This window comes from Rhodomicrobium lacus (assembly GCF_003992725.1).
In the GTDB taxonomy this organism is placed as follows: domain Bacteria; phylum Pseudomonadota; class Alphaproteobacteria; order Rhizobiales; family Rhodomicrobiaceae; genus Rhodomicrobium; species Rhodomicrobium lacus.
In genome coordinates this window covers 1,656,656-1,674,582 of record NZ_RZNF01000012.1, presented here as the reverse complement: position 1 = coordinate 1,674,582, position 17,927 = coordinate 1,656,656, and the positions used below count along the sequence as shown (strand labels likewise).

At 63.3% G+C, this 17,927-nt stretch carries 14 protein-coding genes and 2 riboswitches; of the genes, 9 read left to right on the top strand and 5 right to left on the bottom strand.

Going from position 1 to position 17,927, the window contains the following annotated elements:
* Nucleotides 1–90: 90 nt before the first annotated feature.
* A riboswitch (cobalamin riboswitch) is annotated at nt 91–288 on the bottom strand.
* 231 nt (nt 289–519) lie between these two features.
* From EK416_RS17065 to EK416_RS17040, 6 genes are all read left to right on the top strand, one after another.
* Nucleotides 520–912 carry an acyl-CoA thioesterase gene (locus tag EK416_RS17065; protein WP_127079627.1) on the top strand — a complete coding sequence of 131 codons (393 nt, stop codon included), beginning with the start codon at nt 520–522 and terminating at the stop codon, nt 910–912.
* Nucleotides 913–961: 49 nt separating this feature from the next.
* Nucleotides 962–2,515, top strand: coding sequence for an MmgE/PrpD family protein (locus tag EK416_RS17060; protein ID WP_127079625.1), 1,554 nt, complete (start codon nt 962–964; stop codon nt 2,513–2,515).
* 11 nt (nt 2,516–2,526) lie between these two features.
* Nucleotides 2,527–3,720, top strand: a complete 1,194-nt coding sequence (gene prpC / locus EK416_RS17055) for a bifunctional 2-methylcitrate synthase/citrate synthase (protein WP_127079623.1) — start codon at nt 2,527–2,529, stop codon at nt 3,718–3,720.
* Between the two features lie 9 nt (nt 3,721–3,729).
* On the top strand, nt 3,730–4,638 hold the full coding sequence (gene prpB / locus EK416_RS17050; RefSeq protein ID WP_127079621.1) for a methylisocitrate lyase: 909 nt from the start codon (nt 3,730–3,732) through the stop codon (nt 4,636–4,638).
* 61 nt (nt 4,639–4,699) lie between these two features.
* A riboswitch (cobalamin riboswitch) is annotated at nt 4,700–4,893 on the top strand.
* 99 nt (nt 4,894–4,992) lie between these two features.
* Nucleotides 4,993–7,323: a 5-methyltetrahydropteroyltriglutamate--homocysteine S-methyltransferase gene (gene metE / locus EK416_RS17045; RefSeq protein WP_127079619.1), complete on the top strand. Its 2,331-nt coding sequence runs from the start codon at nt 4,993–4,995 to the stop codon at nt 7,321–7,323.
* Nucleotides 7,324–7,691: 368 nt separating this feature from the next.
* The gene (locus tag EK416_RS17040) at nt 7,692–9,131 is read left to right on the top strand and encodes a carbohydrate porin (RefSeq protein WP_127079617.1); all 1,440 of its coding nucleotides are present in this window, start codon (nt 7,692–7,694) and stop codon (nt 9,129–9,131) included.
* Between the two features lie 29 nt (nt 9,132–9,160).
* Here EK416_RS17040 and EK416_RS17035 read toward each other — a convergent pair whose 3' ends face one another.
* The 3 genes from EK416_RS17035 to moaA all read right to left on the bottom strand — a co-directional run bounded on the left by EK416_RS17035 (nt 9,161) and on the right by moaA (nt 12,242).
* Nucleotides 9,161–10,231: a 2'-deoxycytidine 5'-triphosphate deaminase gene (locus tag EK416_RS17035; RefSeq protein ID WP_127079615.1), complete on the bottom strand. Its 1,071-nt coding sequence runs from the start codon at nt 10,229–10,231 to the stop codon at nt 9,161–9,163.
* Nucleotides 10,232–10,391: 160 nt separating this feature from the next.
* Complete coding sequence (locus EK416_RS17030) at nt 10,392–11,204, bottom strand: hypothetical protein (protein WP_127079613.1); 813 nt, start codon at nt 11,202–11,204, stop codon at nt 10,392–10,394.
* A gap of 6 nt (nt 11,205–11,210) precedes the next feature.
* A complete protein-coding gene (gene moaA, locus EK416_RS17025) occupies nt 11,211–12,242 on the bottom strand; it encodes a GTP 3',8-cyclase MoaA (protein WP_127079611.1) in 1,032 nt (343 codons plus the stop codon).
* Nucleotides 12,243–12,489: 247 nt separating this feature from the next.
* Between moaA and EK416_RS17020 the strand changes: the two genes are divergently transcribed.
* Nucleotides 12,490–13,050: a nitroreductase family protein gene (locus tag EK416_RS17020; RefSeq protein ID WP_164730079.1), complete on the top strand. Its 561-nt coding sequence runs from the start codon at nt 12,490–12,492 to the stop codon at nt 13,048–13,050.
* Between the two features lie 33 nt (nt 13,051–13,083).
* On the opposite strand, the gene EK416_RS17015 is transcribed toward EK416_RS17020, so the two are convergent.
* Both EK416_RS17015 and EK416_RS17010 read right to left on the bottom strand, forming a co-directional pair.
* Nucleotides 13,084–13,872 (bottom strand): (Fe-S)-binding protein, encoded by a 789-nt coding sequence (locus EK416_RS17015; protein WP_127079607.1) that lies wholly within the window; start codon nt 13,870–13,872, stop codon nt 13,084–13,086.
* Nucleotides 13,873–14,076: 204 nt separating this feature from the next.
* A complete protein-coding gene (locus EK416_RS17010) occupies nt 14,077–14,985 on the bottom strand; it encodes a LysR family transcriptional regulator (RefSeq protein WP_245434089.1) in 909 nt (302 codons plus the stop codon).
* A 267-nt stretch (nt 14,986–15,252) separates the two neighbouring features.
* On the opposite strand from EK416_RS17010, the gene EK416_RS17005 reads away from it, so the two are divergent.
* Together EK416_RS17005 and EK416_RS17000 are read left to right on the top strand one after the other, a co-directional pair.
* The gene (locus tag EK416_RS17005; RefSeq protein ID WP_127079603.1) at nt 15,253–16,710 is read left to right on the top strand and encodes an FAD-linked oxidase C-terminal domain-containing protein; all 1,458 of its coding nucleotides are present in this window, start codon (nt 15,253–15,255) and stop codon (nt 16,708–16,710) included.
* Nucleotides 16,703–17,926, top strand: a complete 1,224-nt coding sequence (locus EK416_RS17000) for an FAD-binding protein (RefSeq protein ID WP_127079601.1) — start codon at nt 16,703–16,705, stop codon at nt 17,924–17,926. The genes EK416_RS17005 and EK416_RS17000 overlap by 8 nt, the downstream gene beginning before the upstream one ends.
* Nucleotide 17,927 lies beyond the last annotated feature (1 nt).

Sequence of the window (17,927 nt, the reverse complement as noted above, 5' to 3'; positions counted from 1 at the left end):
CCGTTGGATCATGGGGGCGGGGCCGACAGACGCGCGAACGAAACCGGCTTCACCGGTCGCGGCACGGCCTGCGGGCACCCCGCCCGAGGACGATATTCCGATGTCGCGGCAGGTCTCCTGGCTCGCGGGTCAATGCTTCCGTCTGGCCTTCCCGGCGCTTTCGCACCAGTGACGCGATCGACGGCGGCTCGCCGCTTACAGTTGCGGGGGCAGCGCCGGACTTGCACCGGCTTCCCTCTTGGCTCCCGAATCTTGCGCTATCGGGGGACCGTGACCCCCATATTTAGGGTGCTGAGTCGCGCCGCCTCGCAACGAGTGATTCGGTGTGCGCACGGAAAGATGTGAACAGCGGGGACGAAAGGAAAAAGAGCTTGCCGGGCTGCGGCATGTCACAGGAGACGACGTTCGCAACTTTCGCAGATTTGCGGCTCGCCCTTCGCAAACATCCACATTTTCAGTCCTTACCGCGTTCTTTCTCTTGCGGATATTGTGAAGCCCGAAATGAAAGCGGGCGCCCGAATGCAAACCCTGATTGACGACGCCGCCACAGAGGCGGCGACCATCTTCGTGGAGATGGTCTTCCCCGAACAGGCGAACCATTACGGCACGCTGTTCGGCGGCAATGCTCTGAACCTCATGGGCAAGGCCGCCTTTGTCGCGGCCACGCGGCGCGCGCGCCGCGCCGTGGTGATGGCGACATCCGACAAGGTGGAATTCCACGTGCCCGTCAAGGTGGGAGAACTCGTCGAACTTTCCGCCCGCGTCGTGCGCGTAGGCCGCGCTTCGATGACCGTCGAAGTCTCGATGATGGCCGAAAAGCTGCTTTCGGGCGAGCGCCGCCTCGCCGTGCGCGGCTCGTTCGAGATGGTGGCCGTCGACGAAGCAGGCCGCCCCACAGCGTTTCGCCCCTGATTTCAAAGACAATTTTCTAGCCGCCGCTGCCAAGAGAGGAACCTGCCCCGTGAAGTCGCATACCGTTCGCACATACAAATCCGCCGAGCCTTTGCCCCGCGCCGAACAACTCGCCTGGAAGATCGCCGAAGTCGCCGCCGACCCGGTCGCGGTCGAACCTGCCGTGGTCGAGATGATCGGCAACCGCATCATCGACAATGCCGCCGTTGCCGCCGCTTCGCTCGCACGCCGCCCGGTGGCCAACGCCCGCAATCAGGCGCTCTCGCATCCCTTCAAGCCCGGCGCGAGCGTGTTCGGCATCGCCTCGCATCGCCGCTTCTCGCCCGAATGGGCGGCGTGGGCCAATGGCGTCGCCGTGCGTGAACTCGACTTCCACGATACGTTCCTCGCCGCCGACTATTCGCATCCGGGCGACAACATCCCGCCGATCCTTGCCGTCGCCCAGCATTGCGGGCTTTCCGGCGAAGCGCTCGTGCGCGGCCTCGCGGCGGGCTACGAAATTCAGGTCAATCTCGTAAAAGGCATTTGCCTGCATGAGCACAAGATCGACCATATCGCCCATCTCGGACCGTCGGCTGCGGCAGGCATCGGCGCGGCGCTGGGGCTTCCGGTGGAGACGATCTGGCAGGCCGTGCAGCAGGCGCTGCATGTGACGACGACGACGCGGCAGTCGCGCAAGGGCGAGATTTCGAGCTGGAAGGCTTACGCGCCCGCTTTCGCCGGCAAGATGGCGGTCGAGGCGGTGGATCGAGCCATGCGCGGCGAAGGCGCACCGTCGCCCGCATGGGAAGGCGAGGACGGTTTCATCGCATGGCTGCTTTCCGGCCCGAAGGCGGAATACACCGTGCCGTTGCCTGAGAAAGGCGAGCCGAAGCGCGCCATTCTCGACACCTACACCAAGGAATACTCGGCGGAATATCAGAGCCAGGCGCTGATCGACCTCGCGCGGCGGATGCGCGAAAAGATCGGCAATCTCGCGGCCATCGAAAACATCGTTATCCACACGAGCCATCACACCCATTACGTGATCGGCACGGGTGCGAACGACCCGCAGAAGATGGACCCGAACGCGAGCCGCGAAACGCTCGACCATTCCATCATGTACATCTTCGCGGTCGCGCTGGAAGACGGCGGCTGGCACCACGTGCATTCCTATGCGCCGGAGCGCGCGAAGCGGCCCGAAACCGTTGCGCTGTGGCACAAGATTTCGACCGTCGAAGATGCGGAGTGGACGCGCCGCTATCATAGCCGCGACCCGAAGGAAAAGGCGTTCGGCGGCCGCGTCGTCGTCACCCTGCGTGACGGCCACGTGATCGAGGACGAGCTTGCCATCGCCGACGCCAACCCGCTCGGCGCGCGCCCCTTCGCCCGCCCGCAATACATCGAGAAGTTCCTCACGCTTTCGGAAGGAATCGTCTCCCCCGCCGAGCAACAGCGCTTTCTCGAAACGGTGGACCGGCTCGAACGGCTGCGCGGCGAAGAGCTTCTGGGGCTGAATTTCACCGTCGATCCCGTCGCGCTTGGCGCCGAGCGGGCGACCGGCCTTTTCGAATGGAACGGCACATCGCGCGAGACGGGCCGCTCAGCCGTCGTCGGCGCTTAGGGAGGACAACCATGCTACAGGACGCAACGAAGGCCGCCGGGCCGAAGCCGAAGAAGTCGGTCGCGCTTTCCGGCATCATCGCGGGCAACACCGCGCTGTGCACGGTGGGCCGCACCGGCAACGACCTCCATTATCGCGGCTACGACATTCTCGACGTGGCCGAAACCTGCGAATTCGAGGAGATCGCGCATCTCCTCATTCACGGGGCGCTGCCGACGCCGACGGAGCTTCACGCTTACAAGACGAAGCTGAAGGCGCTGCGCGGCCTTCCTTCGGCGGTCCGCGTCGCGCTCGAAGCGCTGCCGGCCGCCTCCCATCCCATGGACGTACTCAGATCGGGCGTGTCCGCGCTCGGCTGCGTGCTGCCGGAGCCGGTCGACCACAACCATCCAGCTGCGCGCGATGTGGCCGACCGGCTCCTGGCTTCGCTGGGTTCCATGCTGCTCTACTGGCATCACTTCGCGCATAATGGCCGCCGCATCGAGGTGCACACCGACGACGATTCCATCGGCGGGCACTTCCTGCACCTGCTGCATGGCGAACGCCCGCGCGAAAGCCACGTCCGCGCGATGCACACCTCGCTGATTCTCTACGCCGAGCATGAGTTCAACGCGTCCACCTTCACCGCACGCTCCATCGCGAGCACGGGATCGGATCTGTATTCCGCGGTGACGGGCGCGATCGGTGCGCTGCGCGGGCCGAAGCATGGCGGCGCGAACGAGGCGGCCTTCGAGATCCAGAAGCGTTACAATTCAGCCGATGAGGCGGAAGCCGATATCCGCCGCCGCGTCGAGGCTAAAGAGGTCGTTATCGGCTTCGGCCATCCCGTCTATACGGTCGCCGACCCCCGCAACAAGGTCATCAAGGAAGTCGCCCGCCGCCTGTCGCACGAGGTCGGCGCGACGAAGATGTTCGAGATCGCCGCGCGCATCGAAAGCGTGATGGCGGAGACGAAGAAGATGTTCCCGAACCTCGACTGGTTCAGCGCCGTGTCCTATCACCAGATGGGCGTTCCGACCGCGATGTTCACGCCGCTGTTCGTCATCTCGCGCACGAGCGGCTGGGCGGCGCATATCATCGAGCAGCGGCAGGACAACAAGATTATCCGCCCGTCCGCGAATTATGTCGGCCCGGAAAACGTAGCGTTCGTGCCGCTGGAAGATCGCGGGCGCACGCCTGCGCCGTCTCCCGCGCGTGCGGCGTAGGGAGCGGACATGCCTTATCTCAACGGTTTCGACCTGCCCGACCAGACGGCGGGCTTCCGCTTCCGCGAGCTTCTGGAGCGTCGGGGCATCCTGAAACTCCCCGGCGCGCATAACGGCATGGCGGCGCTGCAAGCGAAGGCTGCGGGCTTCGATGCGCTCTATCTCTCGGGCGCGGCGATGACCGCGTCCATGGGGCTGCCCGATCTCGGCATCATCACGGTGGATGAGGTCGCGTTCTTCATCCGCCAGATCGCGCGGGCGAGCGGCCTGCCGCTGCTCGTCGATGGCGACACGGGCTATGGCGAGGCGCTGAACGTCATGCATATGGTTCGCACCTTCGAGGATGCGGGCGCGGGCGCTGTGCATATCGAGGATCAGCTTCTGCCGAAGAAATGTGGGCACCTGAACGACAAGAAGCTGGCGGACGCCCGCGACATGGCCGCGAAGGTGGCCGCCGCCGCAAAGGCGCGCCGCCATCTCGTCATCGTGGCGCGCACCGATGCCGCCGCGAGCGAGGGGATCGACGCGGCCGTGGCGCGTGCCCGGCTTTACGTCGAGGCGGGCGCGGACGCGATCTTCCCCGAGGCGCTGACGAGCGCGGCCATGTTCCAGGAATTCGCGCGGCGTCTGCCCGGCGTGCCGCTGCTCGCGAACATGACCGAGTTCGGCCGCACGCCGCACTTCACGGCAGCACAGTTCGAGGCGTGGGGTTACGCGATGGTCATCTGGCCCGTCTCGTCGCTTCGGGTCGCGAACAAGGCGCAGGCGAAGCTTTACGCCACGCTCGCGCGCGACGGCAGCACGGAGGCGATGCTCCCCGAAATGCAGACTCGCGCCGAGCTTTACGACACCATCGGCCTCGCCCGCTACGAGGCGCTCGACGCCTCCATCGTGCGGACGGTGCTGCCGCAAACATAGATCGACATCGGCATATAAAGATGTCGTTATATCGAGATTGACGACGGTGCCGATCTCGATCACACTCATTTTCCGTCGCGGTCTGCGAGCGCATAGCCCGTGGCCAAGAGGGAAGCCGGTGCAAGTCCGGCGCTGCCCCCGCAACTGTAAGCGGCGAGTTTCGGCCCACCCATGTCACTGAGGCAATCGCTTCGGGAAGACGGGCCGAAGCGACGACCCGCAAGCCAGGAGACCTGCCGCGACGAAATCGAAGTCCTCGGGCGGGGTGTCCCGGTGGAGCGGTTGCGGCCCGCCGACTGGCGGCGTTCGCGCGCGTCCCATCACAGCCTTGCCCCAACGCAATGGGGTTAGAACGTGTCTTCCAGCATAAAAATCGCAACGCTCGGCACGCCGCGCATCGGACCGCGCCGTGAGCTTAAAACCGCGCTCGAAGCCTACTGGGCGCACAGGATCGGGGAGAAGGAACTTCGCGAGACAGCGGCCCGGCTTCGCGCCGACAATTGGGCGCGACAGAAGGCAGCGGGCGTGACGGTCATTCCGTCGAACGACTTCTCCTTCTACGATCAGGTGCTCGACACGAGCGTGATGGTCGGGGCCATTCCTGAAATCTACGGATGGAAAACCGGCGGCGTCACCCTCGGCACCTATTTCGCCATGGCGCGGGGATCGCAGGGAGCGGACGGCGAAGGCGCCTGCGGTTGCCCGCACGCGAACCACGGCGCGCCCGCGCAGGAGATGACGAAGTGGTTCGACACGAATTACCATTACATGGTGCCGGAGTTCACAGCGGGGCAACGCTTCACGCTGGCCTCGCTGAAGGCCGTTGACGAATATCGCGAGGCGCAGCATCTCGGCTATGAAACGCGGCCCGTTCTGCTTGGGCCGGTGACGTTTCTCAAGCTTGGCAAAAGCAAGGATCCCGCGCTCGACCCGCTCACGCTGCTCGACGCCCTGCTCCCCGTCTATCTCGACGTGCTCCGCCGCCTCGCCGCCAACGGCGCGGAATGGGTGCAGATCGATGAGCCGTGCCTCGTGCTCGATCTCGACGCCGCCGAGCGCGACGCGCTGAAGACGACCTATCGCCGCTTTGCCGATGCGCTGCCGAGCCTCAAGATCATGCTGGCCACCTATTTCGGCGCGCTCGGCGATAATCTCGATACCGCGCTTTCGCTCCCCGTGGCGGGGCTGCATCTCGATCTGTCACGCGCTCCGCAGCAACTCGACGATGTGCTGGCGAAAGCGCCGCGCGGCCTCGTGTTGTCGCTCGGCGTGATCGACGGCCGCAACGTCTGGCGCGCGGACCTGGCCGCGATCCTCGACCGGCTGGAACCCGTGGTCGCGAAGCGCGGCACCGATCACATACAGCTTGCGCCGTCCTGCTCGCTCCTGCATGCACCGGTCGATCTGGAGCTTGAACGCGATCTCGACGCCGACGTGAAAAGCTGGCTTGCCTTCGGCGTGCAGAAGATGGGAGAGCTTTCCGCGCTCGGCCGCGCGCTCTCGGAAGGCCGTGCGGCAGTCGCGCCCGCGCTCGAAACCGCGTCCGCAGCGCTTGCCGCGCGGCGCGCATCGCCCAAGGTGCATGACGCAGCCGTAAGGCAGCGGCTCGCAGCCGTGACGCCGCAGATGGCGCTCCGTCGCGCGCCCTATGCCGAGCGTGCCGCCGTTCAACGCCGCCGCTTCGGCCTCCCGCTGTTCCCGACGACAACCATCGGCTCCTTCCCGCAGACGGCAGATGTCCGCAAGGCACGAGCCGCCCACGCCAAGGGCGCTCTGACTGAAGCCGAATACGACTCGTTCCTTCGCGAGGAAACCGCGCGCACGATCCGCTGGCAGGAAGAGGTGGGCCTCGACGTGCTCGTGCATGGCGAGTTCGAGCGCAACGACATGGTGCAGTATTTCGGCGAGAAGCTCTCCGGCTTCGCGTTCACGAAGAACGGCTGGGTGCAGTCCTACGGCTCGCGCTGCGTGCGCCCGCCGATCCTCTATGGCGATGTATCGCGCCCCGAGCCGATGACGGTCGGCTGGTGGCACTTCGCGCAGTCGCAGACCGACCGCCCGATGAAGGGGATGCTCACCGGGCCGGTCACGATCCTCAACTGGTCCTTCGTGCGCGACGATGTGGCGAGAAGCGTCGCCTGCCGGCAGATCGCACTCGCGATCCGCGACGAGGTGGCCGACCTCGAAAAGGCAGGCGCGCCGATGATCCAGATCGACGAGGCAGCGCTTCGCGAGGGGTTGCCGCTGCGCCGCGCGGACTGGAAGACCTATCTCGACTGGGCGATCAATGCGTTCCGTCTCGCGTCTTCGGGCGTCGCCAACGAAACGCAGATCCACACGCATATGTGCTACTCCGAGTTCAACGACATCATCGACGCCATCGCGGCCATGGATGCGGACGTGATCTCCATCGAGACCTCGCGCTCGAAAATGGAACTGCTGGATGCATTCAGAAGCTTCAAATATCCGAACGAGATCGGGCCCGGCGTTTACGATATCCATTCGCCGCGCGTGCCAAGCGTGCTTGAAATGACGGCGCTCCTCAAGCTCGCACGCGAGCGGCTGTCCGACCGCCAGCTCTGGGTCAACCCGGACTGCGGCCTGAAAACGCGCCGCTGGGAGGAAGTGCGCCCGGCGCTCGAAAACATGGTCGCCGCCGCCAAGGCGCTTCGGTCCGCTTCCTAAATCTCGGCATAAACGATGGCTCCGTCTCTGATGGAGCCATCGCCTGAAAGGCTGGCTGATGTGCCTCGAAGGCCCAGTCAAAAGCCAAGCGGTGCCCACTTTTCGTATCTCTGGCACACTATCAAGTACATCGTGGCGCGCCTTCTGAATTTGGCACGGTTCCTAGAACATTTCAAAAGTAGCTCCGCCAGCAGCGATAAAAATTGTTTCAAGTAATCTGTGGTTTTATTGCCGCTCTGCGGTTGACCGCGTCCGCTCGACTCAGCTAGCAGATACACGCATGGGCCGCAAACGTAGGTATCCACAATCAGGAATAGTCGAAAGTGGTGTTGGAAGAGAGAGCCGAAACTCCATGAAGCGGGGATGAATTGCGCGACACGGCTTCAGGCCTCTGCGAGGATGTGCGCCTCAAGGTGCCGATCGGTGCCCTTTTCGCCGCTGCGGTGCTGCTATTTCCAGGTGGCTTCGATTTCGCGCTTGCGGACGAGAAAGACGGGCTGCCGGAACAATCGGTTGCAACCAGCCTCAACGGAGGACCGGACAAGGACTTTCGCGCGGCCCTTGCGAAAAAGGGCGTCACTTACGGCATCAATTACATCGGTGAGGGCTGGAGCAGCTCCGGCGGCAGGGAAGACAACACGACCTATCTCGGCCGCCTCGAAATCCTTGTCGACGCGGATCTTGAAAAGCTGTGGGGTGCGAAAGGGCTCACCTTCCACGTCAACGGCTATCAGATCCATGGTGCCGGGCTGGAAAAATATCTTGGCTATCCTCTCGATTACATCAGCTCCATCGAGGCGCTGCCATCCACCCGCCTTTTTGAGCTTTGGGTCGAACAGAAGTTCGGGGAGCGCGTTGCGGTGCGCGCGGGGCAACTCGCAGTCGACAGCGAGTTCATGACCTCCGAAACCGCCGGCAAGTTCATCAACTCCTCATTCGGCTGGCCCGCCATCTGGGCGACCGACCTGCCGAATGGCGGCAACTCGTATCCTTTAGCCACGCCCGGCGCGCGCGTGAAATTCGATATGACGGACAAGCTGACCTTTCTCGGCGCAATCTATAATGGCAATCCCGCCGGCTGCGTGGACGGGCAGCGCTGTAACCGCAACGGGACCGACTTCCGCCTGCAAGACCCTCCCTTTGTCGTCGAGGAAATACAGTACAAGTACAATCAGCGAACGAAGGACGGCGGAAAAGACGGCGACAAGAAGGGGAAAGAGAAGGATAAGGAGAAGGGGGAAGCGTCAGCCGCCCTTTTCAGCCTTCCCGGCGTGTTGAAATTCGGCGCGTGGCAGCACTTCGACAATTTCCGGGATGTCTACTCGGGAACGCTCATCGATGCCGATATCAATGTGTCGCCGAGGGGGTTTTGGGGAAATTACGGCTTCTACGCGCTGGCCGATCAGCAGATTTATCGGCTGGCCAGCGATCCGGAGAACGGTGTTTTCGTCTTTGCGCGCGTCGCGGGTGCGCCGTCCGACCGCAACATCGTGAATTTCTACATCGACGGCGGCGTCTTCTTCCGAGGTTTTGTTCCAGGCCGGTCGGAAGACACCTTCGGCGCGGCGCAGACATATGCCCATATCTCGGGCGACGCCCGCGACGCGGATCGTTATATCGCGGATTATGCAGACCCGTCCTATCGTGTGCGCAGTTTCGAGGCCGTGGCGGAAGTCTTCTACAAGTTTCAGATCGCTCCAGGCTTCGCGGTCCAGCCGGATCTGCAATATATGTGGAACCCGGGCGGCGGCATCGCGGAAAACAAGGACGCGGTCTACGGCAGCGTTCGTGTCAGCATCGCCTATTGATACGATGACCCGGCAGCCCCCGCAGCACTTCAGCCTGCGCGAAAATGCTTCGACAGCTTCAGCGCCTGCGCCTGATAATGTGAGCCGATGTCATGCCCATATAGGCGCGCGGGCGGTTCGGAAAGCGGCTCGTAGCTTAGCCGCCCGATCATCTGTCCGTCTTCGAGGATGAACGGAACCTTGTGGCTGCGAACCTCCAGCACCGCGCGGCTGCCATTGCCGCCAGCCTCCGCCATGCCGAAGCCCGGATCGAAAAAGCCCGCATAGTGGACGCGGAATTCACCCATCAGCGCATTGAACGGTTCCATCTCGGCGGCGTGGGTGGCGGGCACGCGCACGGCCTCCTTCGAGGCGAGGATGTAAAACTCGTCGGGATCGAGGATCAGGCGGCGATGATGGGTGACAGCGATCGGCTCCCAGAACTCGTCGATGTCGTAAGCGCCCGCGCGGTCGACATCGATGACGCCGGTGTGGCGCTTGGCGCGATAGCCGATGAGCGCGCCCGGTTCGCCGCCAAGCTCGACGGATAGCGACACCTCGCGCGGCTGGCCTCCCGCCTCGGCCGGAGCCGCCACGCCGCCGCCGCTTGCATCGCGGAACCGTATCTGCGAGAGGCGCGATCCCGTGCGCACGAGGATTGGGAAGGTCTGCGGGCAGATTTCGAGCCAAAGGCGCCCCTTGTAGCCCGCGCCGGTCTGATCGAAGCCGGGGCCGTGGTCCGCGATGACGCGTGTGAACACGTCGAGGCGGCCGGTCGAGCTTTTCGGGTTGGCGATACCCGAGATGGACGGCGGCAGAACGAGCGTCTCGTCGATCTCCGCCACATAGACGCAGCCCACTTCAAGCACCGCGCCGGGGCCAAGGTCGATGGTGTGCAGCTTGAAGCGCTCGATCTGATCTTCCGTCTTCGTGCCCGGCCCCGGAATGAAGCTGGCGCGGACGCGAAACGCGCGGCGGCCAAGCCGAAGATCGAGGCTCGCCGGCTGGATCTGTCCCTCACCGATGGGCGCGGAGGCCGCAATCGCGCCCTCGGCGACGAGCTTCGCAATGGCTTGCGATGGAAGGATGCCAGACGCTTTCACGCTCAGGGAACTTGTCATTTCAATGCAGTCATTTGTTAGCGGGTCGCCATGGGACGATCGCAAGCATTATCAGCCCAAGGCTGGCGAGTCGACCGTCAGGCACCTTGTACCAGAGGTTAAAGGCGCCATCCCGCACACCCAAACGCGCGCAAGGAACGGTTCCATGCGCCTCCCGCTGTCAGGGCTGCTTCTGAAATTGTCTGGCTGCCGTCCTTTGAGGCCGTGCCCGAGCGTTCAGCCGTGCCTCGGCCAGCGCAAGCCATTTGCGGCAGCTGGCGAGTTGCAGATTGCATCGCACGTCGACGCGCGGCTTTTGCGGGGCAGTCGGCGACTTTGCTGACGACAGAGCGACGGTTACGGCGCCGCCGCTCTCGGCTTCGCGCGCCGATCGCTCGATGAGCTGGCGGGCCGTCATGCCGGAAAGGAAAGGATTGGCCCGCATGGCGGCATCGCCGAAGATGCCGGAGACGCGCTCTTCGGGCTCGGCTTCGAGTACCCTTATCGCGGTGGCGGCTCCGGCGAAAAAGGCGAGGCGAAGATTGGCGGGGGTCGGCGGCTGGTTCTTTTCTGCAAGCGCGGCGGCGTTCTCGCGCGTGAAAAGCAACGCCACCGTCCGCGAAATGGCGTAATCGGTGCGAAGCGCGAGAATCTCGAAATCGGTTTTGCCCGCCGCGAGGTCCGGCAAATTGCGTTTCACCACGTCGAGGAACGTGGACTCGATGAACTGATACGGACCGAGCGCCGAAGAAAGCGGGTTCTTCGCGAACTGCCGCCCGCCGGATTCCGCCCGCATGAGCCTGTCGAGGAAGATGTTTTCGGTTTCGGTCGGCGCGGGGGCGGCCAAAGCCTTCGGTTGCTGCGTTTCGGCCTGCCCCTTATCGGCGACGACGTTCGCCTTCTCGCTCTCGGGGCGCGCTGCGATAAGATCTTTCCCCGCCGCCGGAACGGTCGCGCTCCACAAAACACACAAAAGGCACACGAATACCCGCATCGCGCGTCACCCCCCGGTCACGCTCATGGATCGCGCGATCCGCGTCTCATCGGCCTTGTCGATGATGAAGTCGTGGCCGCGCGGCTTGAGCGCGAGCGCGGCGTCGATGGCCTCAGACAGCCTTTCGTCCGAGGCTTCCGAACGAAGCGGTTCGCGGAGGTCTGCGGACTTCTCTTGGCCGAGACAGAGATAGAGCTTGCCGGTGGCGGTCACGCGGACGCGGTTGCAGCTTTCGCAGAAGGAGTGCGATAGCGGCGTGATGAAACCAAGCCTGCCGCCCGTTTCGCGAACGCGCACATAACGCGCGGGACCGCCGGTTCGGTCTGGTAGCGGGTCGAGGGTGAACCTCGCGGAAAGCCGCGCGCGCGCATCCGAAAGCGGCAGATAGCTTTCGTACCGCCCGCCTTCGATGGCGCCGAGAGGCATGGTCTCGATCAAGGTCAGGTCCATTCCTTCCGCATGGCACCAGACTAGCATCTCCGCGATTTCGCTGTCGTTAATGCCTTTGAGCGCAACCATGTTGATCTTGACGTGCAGCCCGGCCAGACGCGCGGCGCGGATGCCTGCGAGCACGGCAGCCAGGTCGCCCCGTCGCGTCACGACGCGGAACTTGTCCGCGTCGCGCGTATCGAGCGAAATGTTGACGCGGCGCACGCCCGCATCCCTCAACGGCGTGGCGAATTCTGCCATCCGCGTGCCATTGCTCGTCAGCGTCACCTCGTCGAGAGCCCCCGTAGCGAGATGGCGCGAGAGGGCGCGCACGAGCCCCACGAAGCCGCGCCGCATCAAGGGCTCGCCACCGGTGAGGCGGATCTTGCGCACGCCTTTCGCGACGAAGGCCGAGCACAGACGGTCCAGCTCCTCCAGCGTGAGCAGATCGGCTTTCGGCGCGAATTGCATGCGATCCGGCATGCAATAGACGCAGCGCAAATCGCAGCGGTCGGTGACCGATACGCGAAGGTAGGTGATGTGCCGCGCGAAGGAATCGACCATCGCGGGCGCGGTTGGCGTGGCGGCTTCTGTCAGATGCAGTGTCATGAGGTATCCGGCTTTCGCGCGCGGGCGGCCCGGTTCGAGCGGCTTAAGTGCTGATATGTGAATGCGGCGCCGCTTGTCAGCGCCCGTGCGCTCACGAAATGATGATGAGGCGCGTTGGCAGCGTCAGACGCTTGGCGCTTTTTTTGCGAAAGGCCCGGATGCTAGTGGTCCTGAAAGGGTGACTCCCTGTTTCGGGATTGATCACGCTCGAACGAAAGCCGCGGTTTGGAAGATGGAGAGAATAGCGATGGACGCATATGAGGCGCTGGTAACCAGGGTGAGTCCGGCCATTCTCGAAGAACCCGCGCCCGATCAGGAAACAGAAAACAAGATCATCGCGGCAGCGCTCCGCGCTCCCGATCACAAGCGGCTGCGGCCCTGGCGGTTCATTTCCATTCGCGGCGAGGCGCTGGGGAAACTCGGCGACATTTTCGCGGCCGCGTATCGGAAAAAACTCCCCAGCGCTTCGCCGGAGGTGATTGCCCGCGAGAAGAAGAAGCCGCTACGCGCGCCGCTGATTCTCGTTGTGCTGGCAAAAATCGTCGAAGACGCGAACGTGCCGGCCAGCGACCAGAAATATTCGGCGGCGGCAGCGGCACAGAACATCATCCTCGCGAGCGAGGCGCTCGGCTTCGGCGCGGTGTGGAAGACAGGAGACGCCGCCTCAGATCCGCTCATCAGGGAAGCGCTGGGCGTGAAGGCTAATGAAGAGATCGTTGCATACATCTACATCGGCACGGTGAAAGCGCGACCGAACCCGCCCGCCGCGCTCGACGTATCGGAATTTCTCAAGAGTTGGCCTGCCTGAGAAAACCGAAGGCGCACGCCGCTTCTACGCATCCTAGCAGAGCCCCGGCTCGGACGCGTCGCCCGCCAGCACCTCCGCGATGTGGCGCACTTCCACGGTGCGGCCCTCGCGCGCGAGTTTCCCCGCGATGTTCACGAGGCAGCCGAGATCCGCCCCCGTGAGCACTTCGGCGCCCGTTTCTGTCACTCGCTCCGCCTTTTGCGAGACGATGGCATTGGAAATTTCGGGATATTTGAGCGCGAAGGCTCCGCCAAACCCGCAGCACACGTCGCGGTCGCTCATTTCCGCCAGCGTGAGGCCGTCGAGGCTTTTCAGAAGCGCGCGCGGCTGCGAAGCAACGCCAAGCTCCCGAACCGACGAGCAGGAATCGTGGTAAGTCACGCGACGCGGGTAGGAGCGGCCGGAATAGTCCACGCCGAGAATGTCCGCAAGAAAGACCGTGAGTTCGCTGGTGCGGGCTGCCAGCCCCTCCGCGCGCGCGCGCCATGAAGGCTCGATTTCAGCGTCGAACAGGCCCGGATAGTGTTTCGCGATCATGGACGCGCAAGAGCCTGAAGGCACCACGACATGAGGGAAGATCTCAAAGGAGGCGATGACCTGTTTCGCGATCTCCTTCGCCGTCTCGCGATCACCCGAATTATAGGCAGGCTGGCCGCAACAGGTCTGGGTCATGGGAACGACGACCTCGCATCCCGCCTCTTCGAGAAGTTTTACGGTGGCGAAAGCAGCGGATGGGCGGAAAATGTCGACAAGGCAAGTCACAAGCAGCCCCACGCGAAGGGTGCGGTGGCTTCGGTCAACGCTCGGTCCGCTTGGTTCCATACCAATTCCCCCGTGATCGCTTCTGTTGCGTTTTCGAGCGAAGTCGGCACAGGGTTCGCGTGACGAAAACCAAATCAGCAGGTCGGATCGCAGATGCGATCTACAGCGTCATGCCGTCAATCGGACGCGGCATAGCTTTGGATTAGTGTTGTCGATCAGCCTGCCTCGGAGCGCTCTGAAGCGTTGCGCCTTTCATCCGCGCAATCAAGCTTCAGCGGCCGCTTGCACGTTCACGGCGCTCGTTTTCCTTGCGGGACGCCCCCCCAGTTCGAGCCCTTCGTCCCAATACGGCGCCGGCCCGTAGATGGAGGCGAGGAAATCCACGAAAACGCGAAGGCGTGTCGGGATGTACTGTTTGTCGGGGTAGACGGCATAAACGGCAACACCGGGCGCTTCGCGATACTGCGGCAGCACGTGGACAAGCTTTTTCGAAAGCAGCTCGTCGCGGATTTGCCAAGTCGCCCGAAGCGCGATGCCACAATTCGTCACGAGCGCCTGATGCACGATCTCGCTCGAATTCGTCTTGATCTCGCCGGAAAGCTTGAGCGAAACGTCTCCTTCCGGGCCTTGAATACGCCACGTCACGTTGTTTTCGACGAGGATCTTGTGCTTCGCGAGATCGGCGAGCGTTTTCGGGGTGCCGTACTCCCTGAGATATTCGGGCGTGGCCACGAACAGCCTCCGACAGGGCGCCAGCTTTTTCGCGACCAGGCTCGAATCGTCCAGTTCGGAAATGCGGATGGCAACGTCGATGCCTTCGCGCACGATATCGAGCATATGGTCCGTCGCGATAATCTCGATGCTGAGGTCGGGATATTGCTTCAGGAACTGACCGAGATAGGGTGCGATGTGCAGCCTGCTGAATCCGGTTGGCGCGGTGATCTTGAGCGAGCCGCCCGCACGCTGGTGGCCGGAGGAGATGAACTCTTCTGCTTCCTGAACCGTCGCGAGGATTTGAACGACGCGCTCGTAAAAACCGCGTCCCGTTTCGGTCAATTGAAGCTGCCGCGTGGTACGATGGAAAAGTCTCGTTCCAAGGCGCGTTTCAAGATGGCTGATACGCTTACTCACTACAGCGGGAGAGAGATCGAGTTCGCGGCCAGCGGCTGACATGCTTCCGGCGGTGACGACTCGAGCAAAAATCTCGAGGTCTGCAATCGAAGTCACAAAACCCCTCCTCTGTCACTTTGTATACAATCTTGTCTATTTGTTACACACATAGCATCGCTATAATTGGCCAGCTTGGGCTCCTGTCAAGCCCTTCAGTGCCATGTAACAAAAGATAATGTTCAATTGCGTAGATAATCCGGCATTGTTGGGGACAGAAGTCAGGTTCTGCCCTCATCAACCGGCGGGTTTGTCCGCAAAGGGTTTTATTCCATGTCAGTCAGCATGCCAAAGGAAGATCTTCGCACCTTGAGCCGACGGCAGTCGATCCTGTCGGGACTGTCAGCCGCCGTGGGCAGCGGGACACTGATAAGCGACGAAGCCGGACTTCGCGCCTTTGAAACGGATGCGCTGACAGCCTACAGAACAGCACCGCTCGCGGTCGTCTTGCCGACATCGACGAGCGAAGTGGTTTCTATCGCAAAGTTTTGCGCCAAGAACTGCGTCAAATTGGTAGCGCGCGGGGCGGGCACGTCGCTTTCCGGCGGTGCGATACCAACGGGTGACGCAATTGTGATCGGTTTGTCCCGGATGAACCGGGTGCTCGACGTGAACATCCCCGACCGCACGGCAACGGTTGAGGCGGGCATCACGAACCTGGCGATCTCTAACGCGGTGGCGCATGCGCGTTTCTTTTATGCGCCAGATCCGTCGAGCCAGCTTGCATGCACGATCGGCGGCAATATCGCCATGAATTCCGGTGGCGCTCACTGCCTGAAATATGGCGTCACGACCAACAATATCCTCAAGCTGAAGATGGTCCTGATGGACGGCGAGGTGGTCGAACTCGGCGGCGACTTCCTCGACGGGCAGGGCTATGATTTTCTGGGCCTCGCAACCGGCTCCGAAGGCCAGTTCGGTATCGTGACCGAGGCAACCGTCCGCATCCTTTCGCAGCCGGAAGGCGCGCGCCCCGTACTGATAGGCTTCGATTCCGCGGAAGCCGCAGGCGGTTGCGTCGCCGCCATCATCGCCGATGGTCTGATTCCGGTGGCGCTCGAATTCATGGACAAGCCGGCCATTCGCATCTGCGAGGAGTTCGCGAAAGCAGGCTACCCGCTCGACGTGGAGGCCATGCTGATCGTGGAAGTCGAAGGTGCGCCGCTTGAGATCGAGGATCAGATCGGCCGTATCGGCGAGATCGCGAGCCGGTTCAATCCGAAGACGCTGCGCGTCAGCCAGAGCGATGCGCAATCCGCAGCCATCTGGAAGGGGCGCAAGGCCGCTTTCGGAGCCGTCGGGCGCGTCGCGGACTACCTGTGTATGGACGGCGTCATCCCCCTCGGCAAGCTCGCCGAAGTGCTCAAGGAGGTGGAGGCTGTCGGCAACCGGCACGGCCTCAGAGTCGCGAACATTTTCCATGCCGGCGACGGCAATCTCCATCCGATGATCATGTACAACGCCAATGACGAACACGAAAAAGTGATTGCCGAGCAGTGCGGTTCCGACATTCTGAAGCTCTGCGTGGATGCGGGCGGGTGCCTTACCGGCGAACACGGCGTGGGCATCGAAAAGCGGGAGTTGATGCGTTATCAGTATTCCGAAGCCGACCTTCTCCAGCAGATGCGTGTCAAGGCGGCCTTCGATCCCCAATGGCTCCTGAATTACGGCAAGGTCTTCCCTCTCGATCTTCAGGAGCGCTTCGCCGCCGAGGCCCGCGCACATGTCTGACGTCACCATGCCGACAACCGAGGCGGAACTCGCCGATTTCGTGAAGGCCGCGCGCGCCTCGGGCACGCCGATCGAAGTGTGCGGCTTCCGCTCGAAGCGCGAGGCCGGGCGCCCGGCCAATTGCGCCGCCATAGTCTCTACCGCCAAGCTCGGAGGCATAACCTTCTACGAACCGTCGGAACTGGTCGTGCGCGCCCGCGCCGGCACGCCGCTCCACGAACTCGAAGCGACGCTCGCGCGGAAAAACCAGGAACTTGCCTTCGAGCCGGCCGATCTTTCCCGCATCTACGGCACGGACTCCATGGCCGCGAGCCTCGGGGCGGTGGCGGCGATGAACATTTCGGGGCCTCGCCGCGTTCTCAGAGGCGCTGCGCGTGACTACCTGCTGGGGCTCCGCGCCATAAACGGAGAGGGCGAGACGATCAACTCGGGCGGACGCGTCATGAAAAACGTAACCGGGGTGGACCTCACACGCGGCCTGTGCGGCTCGTGGGGCACGCTTGCGGTTATCACGGAACTGACCTTCAAGGTGCTCCCAAGGGCGCCGGAGACGCGGACGGTGTTTTTCGTCGGGCTGGCCGACGAGGCGGCCGTGGGCGTGATGAGCGCCGCCATGGGAACGCCCTACGAGGTTTCCGGCACGGTCCATCTTCACGGTGCGCTGGTCGCGCGGCTTGCCGATCCAGAGATCGCGCCCGCGAAGACGGCTCTCACCGCGCTCAGGCTTGAGGGAAGCCCGCAGAGCCTGACGCACCGCATCGACAAATTGAGGCGCCTGCTGTCGCCGTTTGGCGAGTCCTACGAACTGGACCACGAGCGTTCGCGCTTCTTCTGGGCCGACATCCGCTCGCTGGCCTTTCTTTCCGCAAGGTTCGACCGGCCGCTCTGGCGGATTTCGGTCGCCCCTTCCAGGGCCGCGCCCATTGTGCGCGCGCTCTCCGCTTTCCTCGACGTCCGCGCCGCCTATGAATGGTCGGGCGGCCTCCTGTGGCTGGAACTGCCGCCCTCCGCCGACGCGAGCGTAACCGATGTGCGCCGCGTGCTCGCCGAATACGACGCGGATTCGATGCTCATGCGCGCGCCCCGCTCGGTGCGCTCCGGTATCGAGGTTTTCCACCCGCAGCCCGTCGCAAAGATGAATCTCGTGCGCGCTGTGAAGAAATCGTTCGACCCCGAGGGCATTCTGAACCCCGGGCGGATGTACGCGGGAGTCTGAG

Coding starts and splice junctions, on each gene's coding strand:
- moaA (WP_127079611.1), bottom strand. CDS start 12,242: ATGACACTGCATCTGACAGAAGCCGCCACGCCAACCGCGCCCGCGATG.
- EK416_RS17065 (WP_127079627.1), top strand. CDS start 520: ATGCAAACCCTGATTGACGACGCCGCCACAGAGGCGGCGACCATCTTC.
- EK416_RS17010 (WP_245434089.1), bottom strand. CDS start 14,985: ATGTCAGCCGCTGGCCGCGAACTCGATCTCTCTCCCGCTGTAGTGAGT.
- prpC (WP_127079623.1), top strand. CDS start 2,527: ATGCTACAGGACGCAACGAAGGCCGCCGGGCCGAAGCCGAAGAAGTCG.
- EK416_RS17000 (WP_127079601.1), top strand. CDS start 16,703: ATGTCTGACGTCACCATGCCGACAACCGAGGCGGAACTCGCCGATTTC.
- EK416_RS17030 (WP_127079613.1), bottom strand. CDS start 11,204: ATGCGGGTATTCGTGTGCCTTTTGTGTGTTTTGTGGAGCGCGACCGTT.
- EK416_RS17005 (WP_127079603.1), top strand. CDS start 15,253: ATGTCAGTCAGCATGCCAAAGGAAGATCTTCGCACCTTGAGCCGACGG.
- EK416_RS17015 (WP_127079607.1), bottom strand. CDS start 13,872: ATGGAACCAAGCGGACCGAGCGTTGACCGAAGCCACCGCACCCTTCGC.
- prpB (WP_127079621.1), top strand. CDS start 3,730: ATGCCTTATCTCAACGGTTTCGACCTGCCCGACCAGACGGCGGGCTTC.
- EK416_RS17020 (WP_164730079.1), top strand. CDS start 12,490: ATGGACGCATATGAGGCGCTGGTAACCAGGGTGAGTCCGGCCATTCTC.
- EK416_RS17035 (WP_127079615.1), bottom strand. CDS start 10,231: ATGACAAGTTCCCTGAGCGTGAAAGCGTCTGGCATCCTTCCATCGCAA.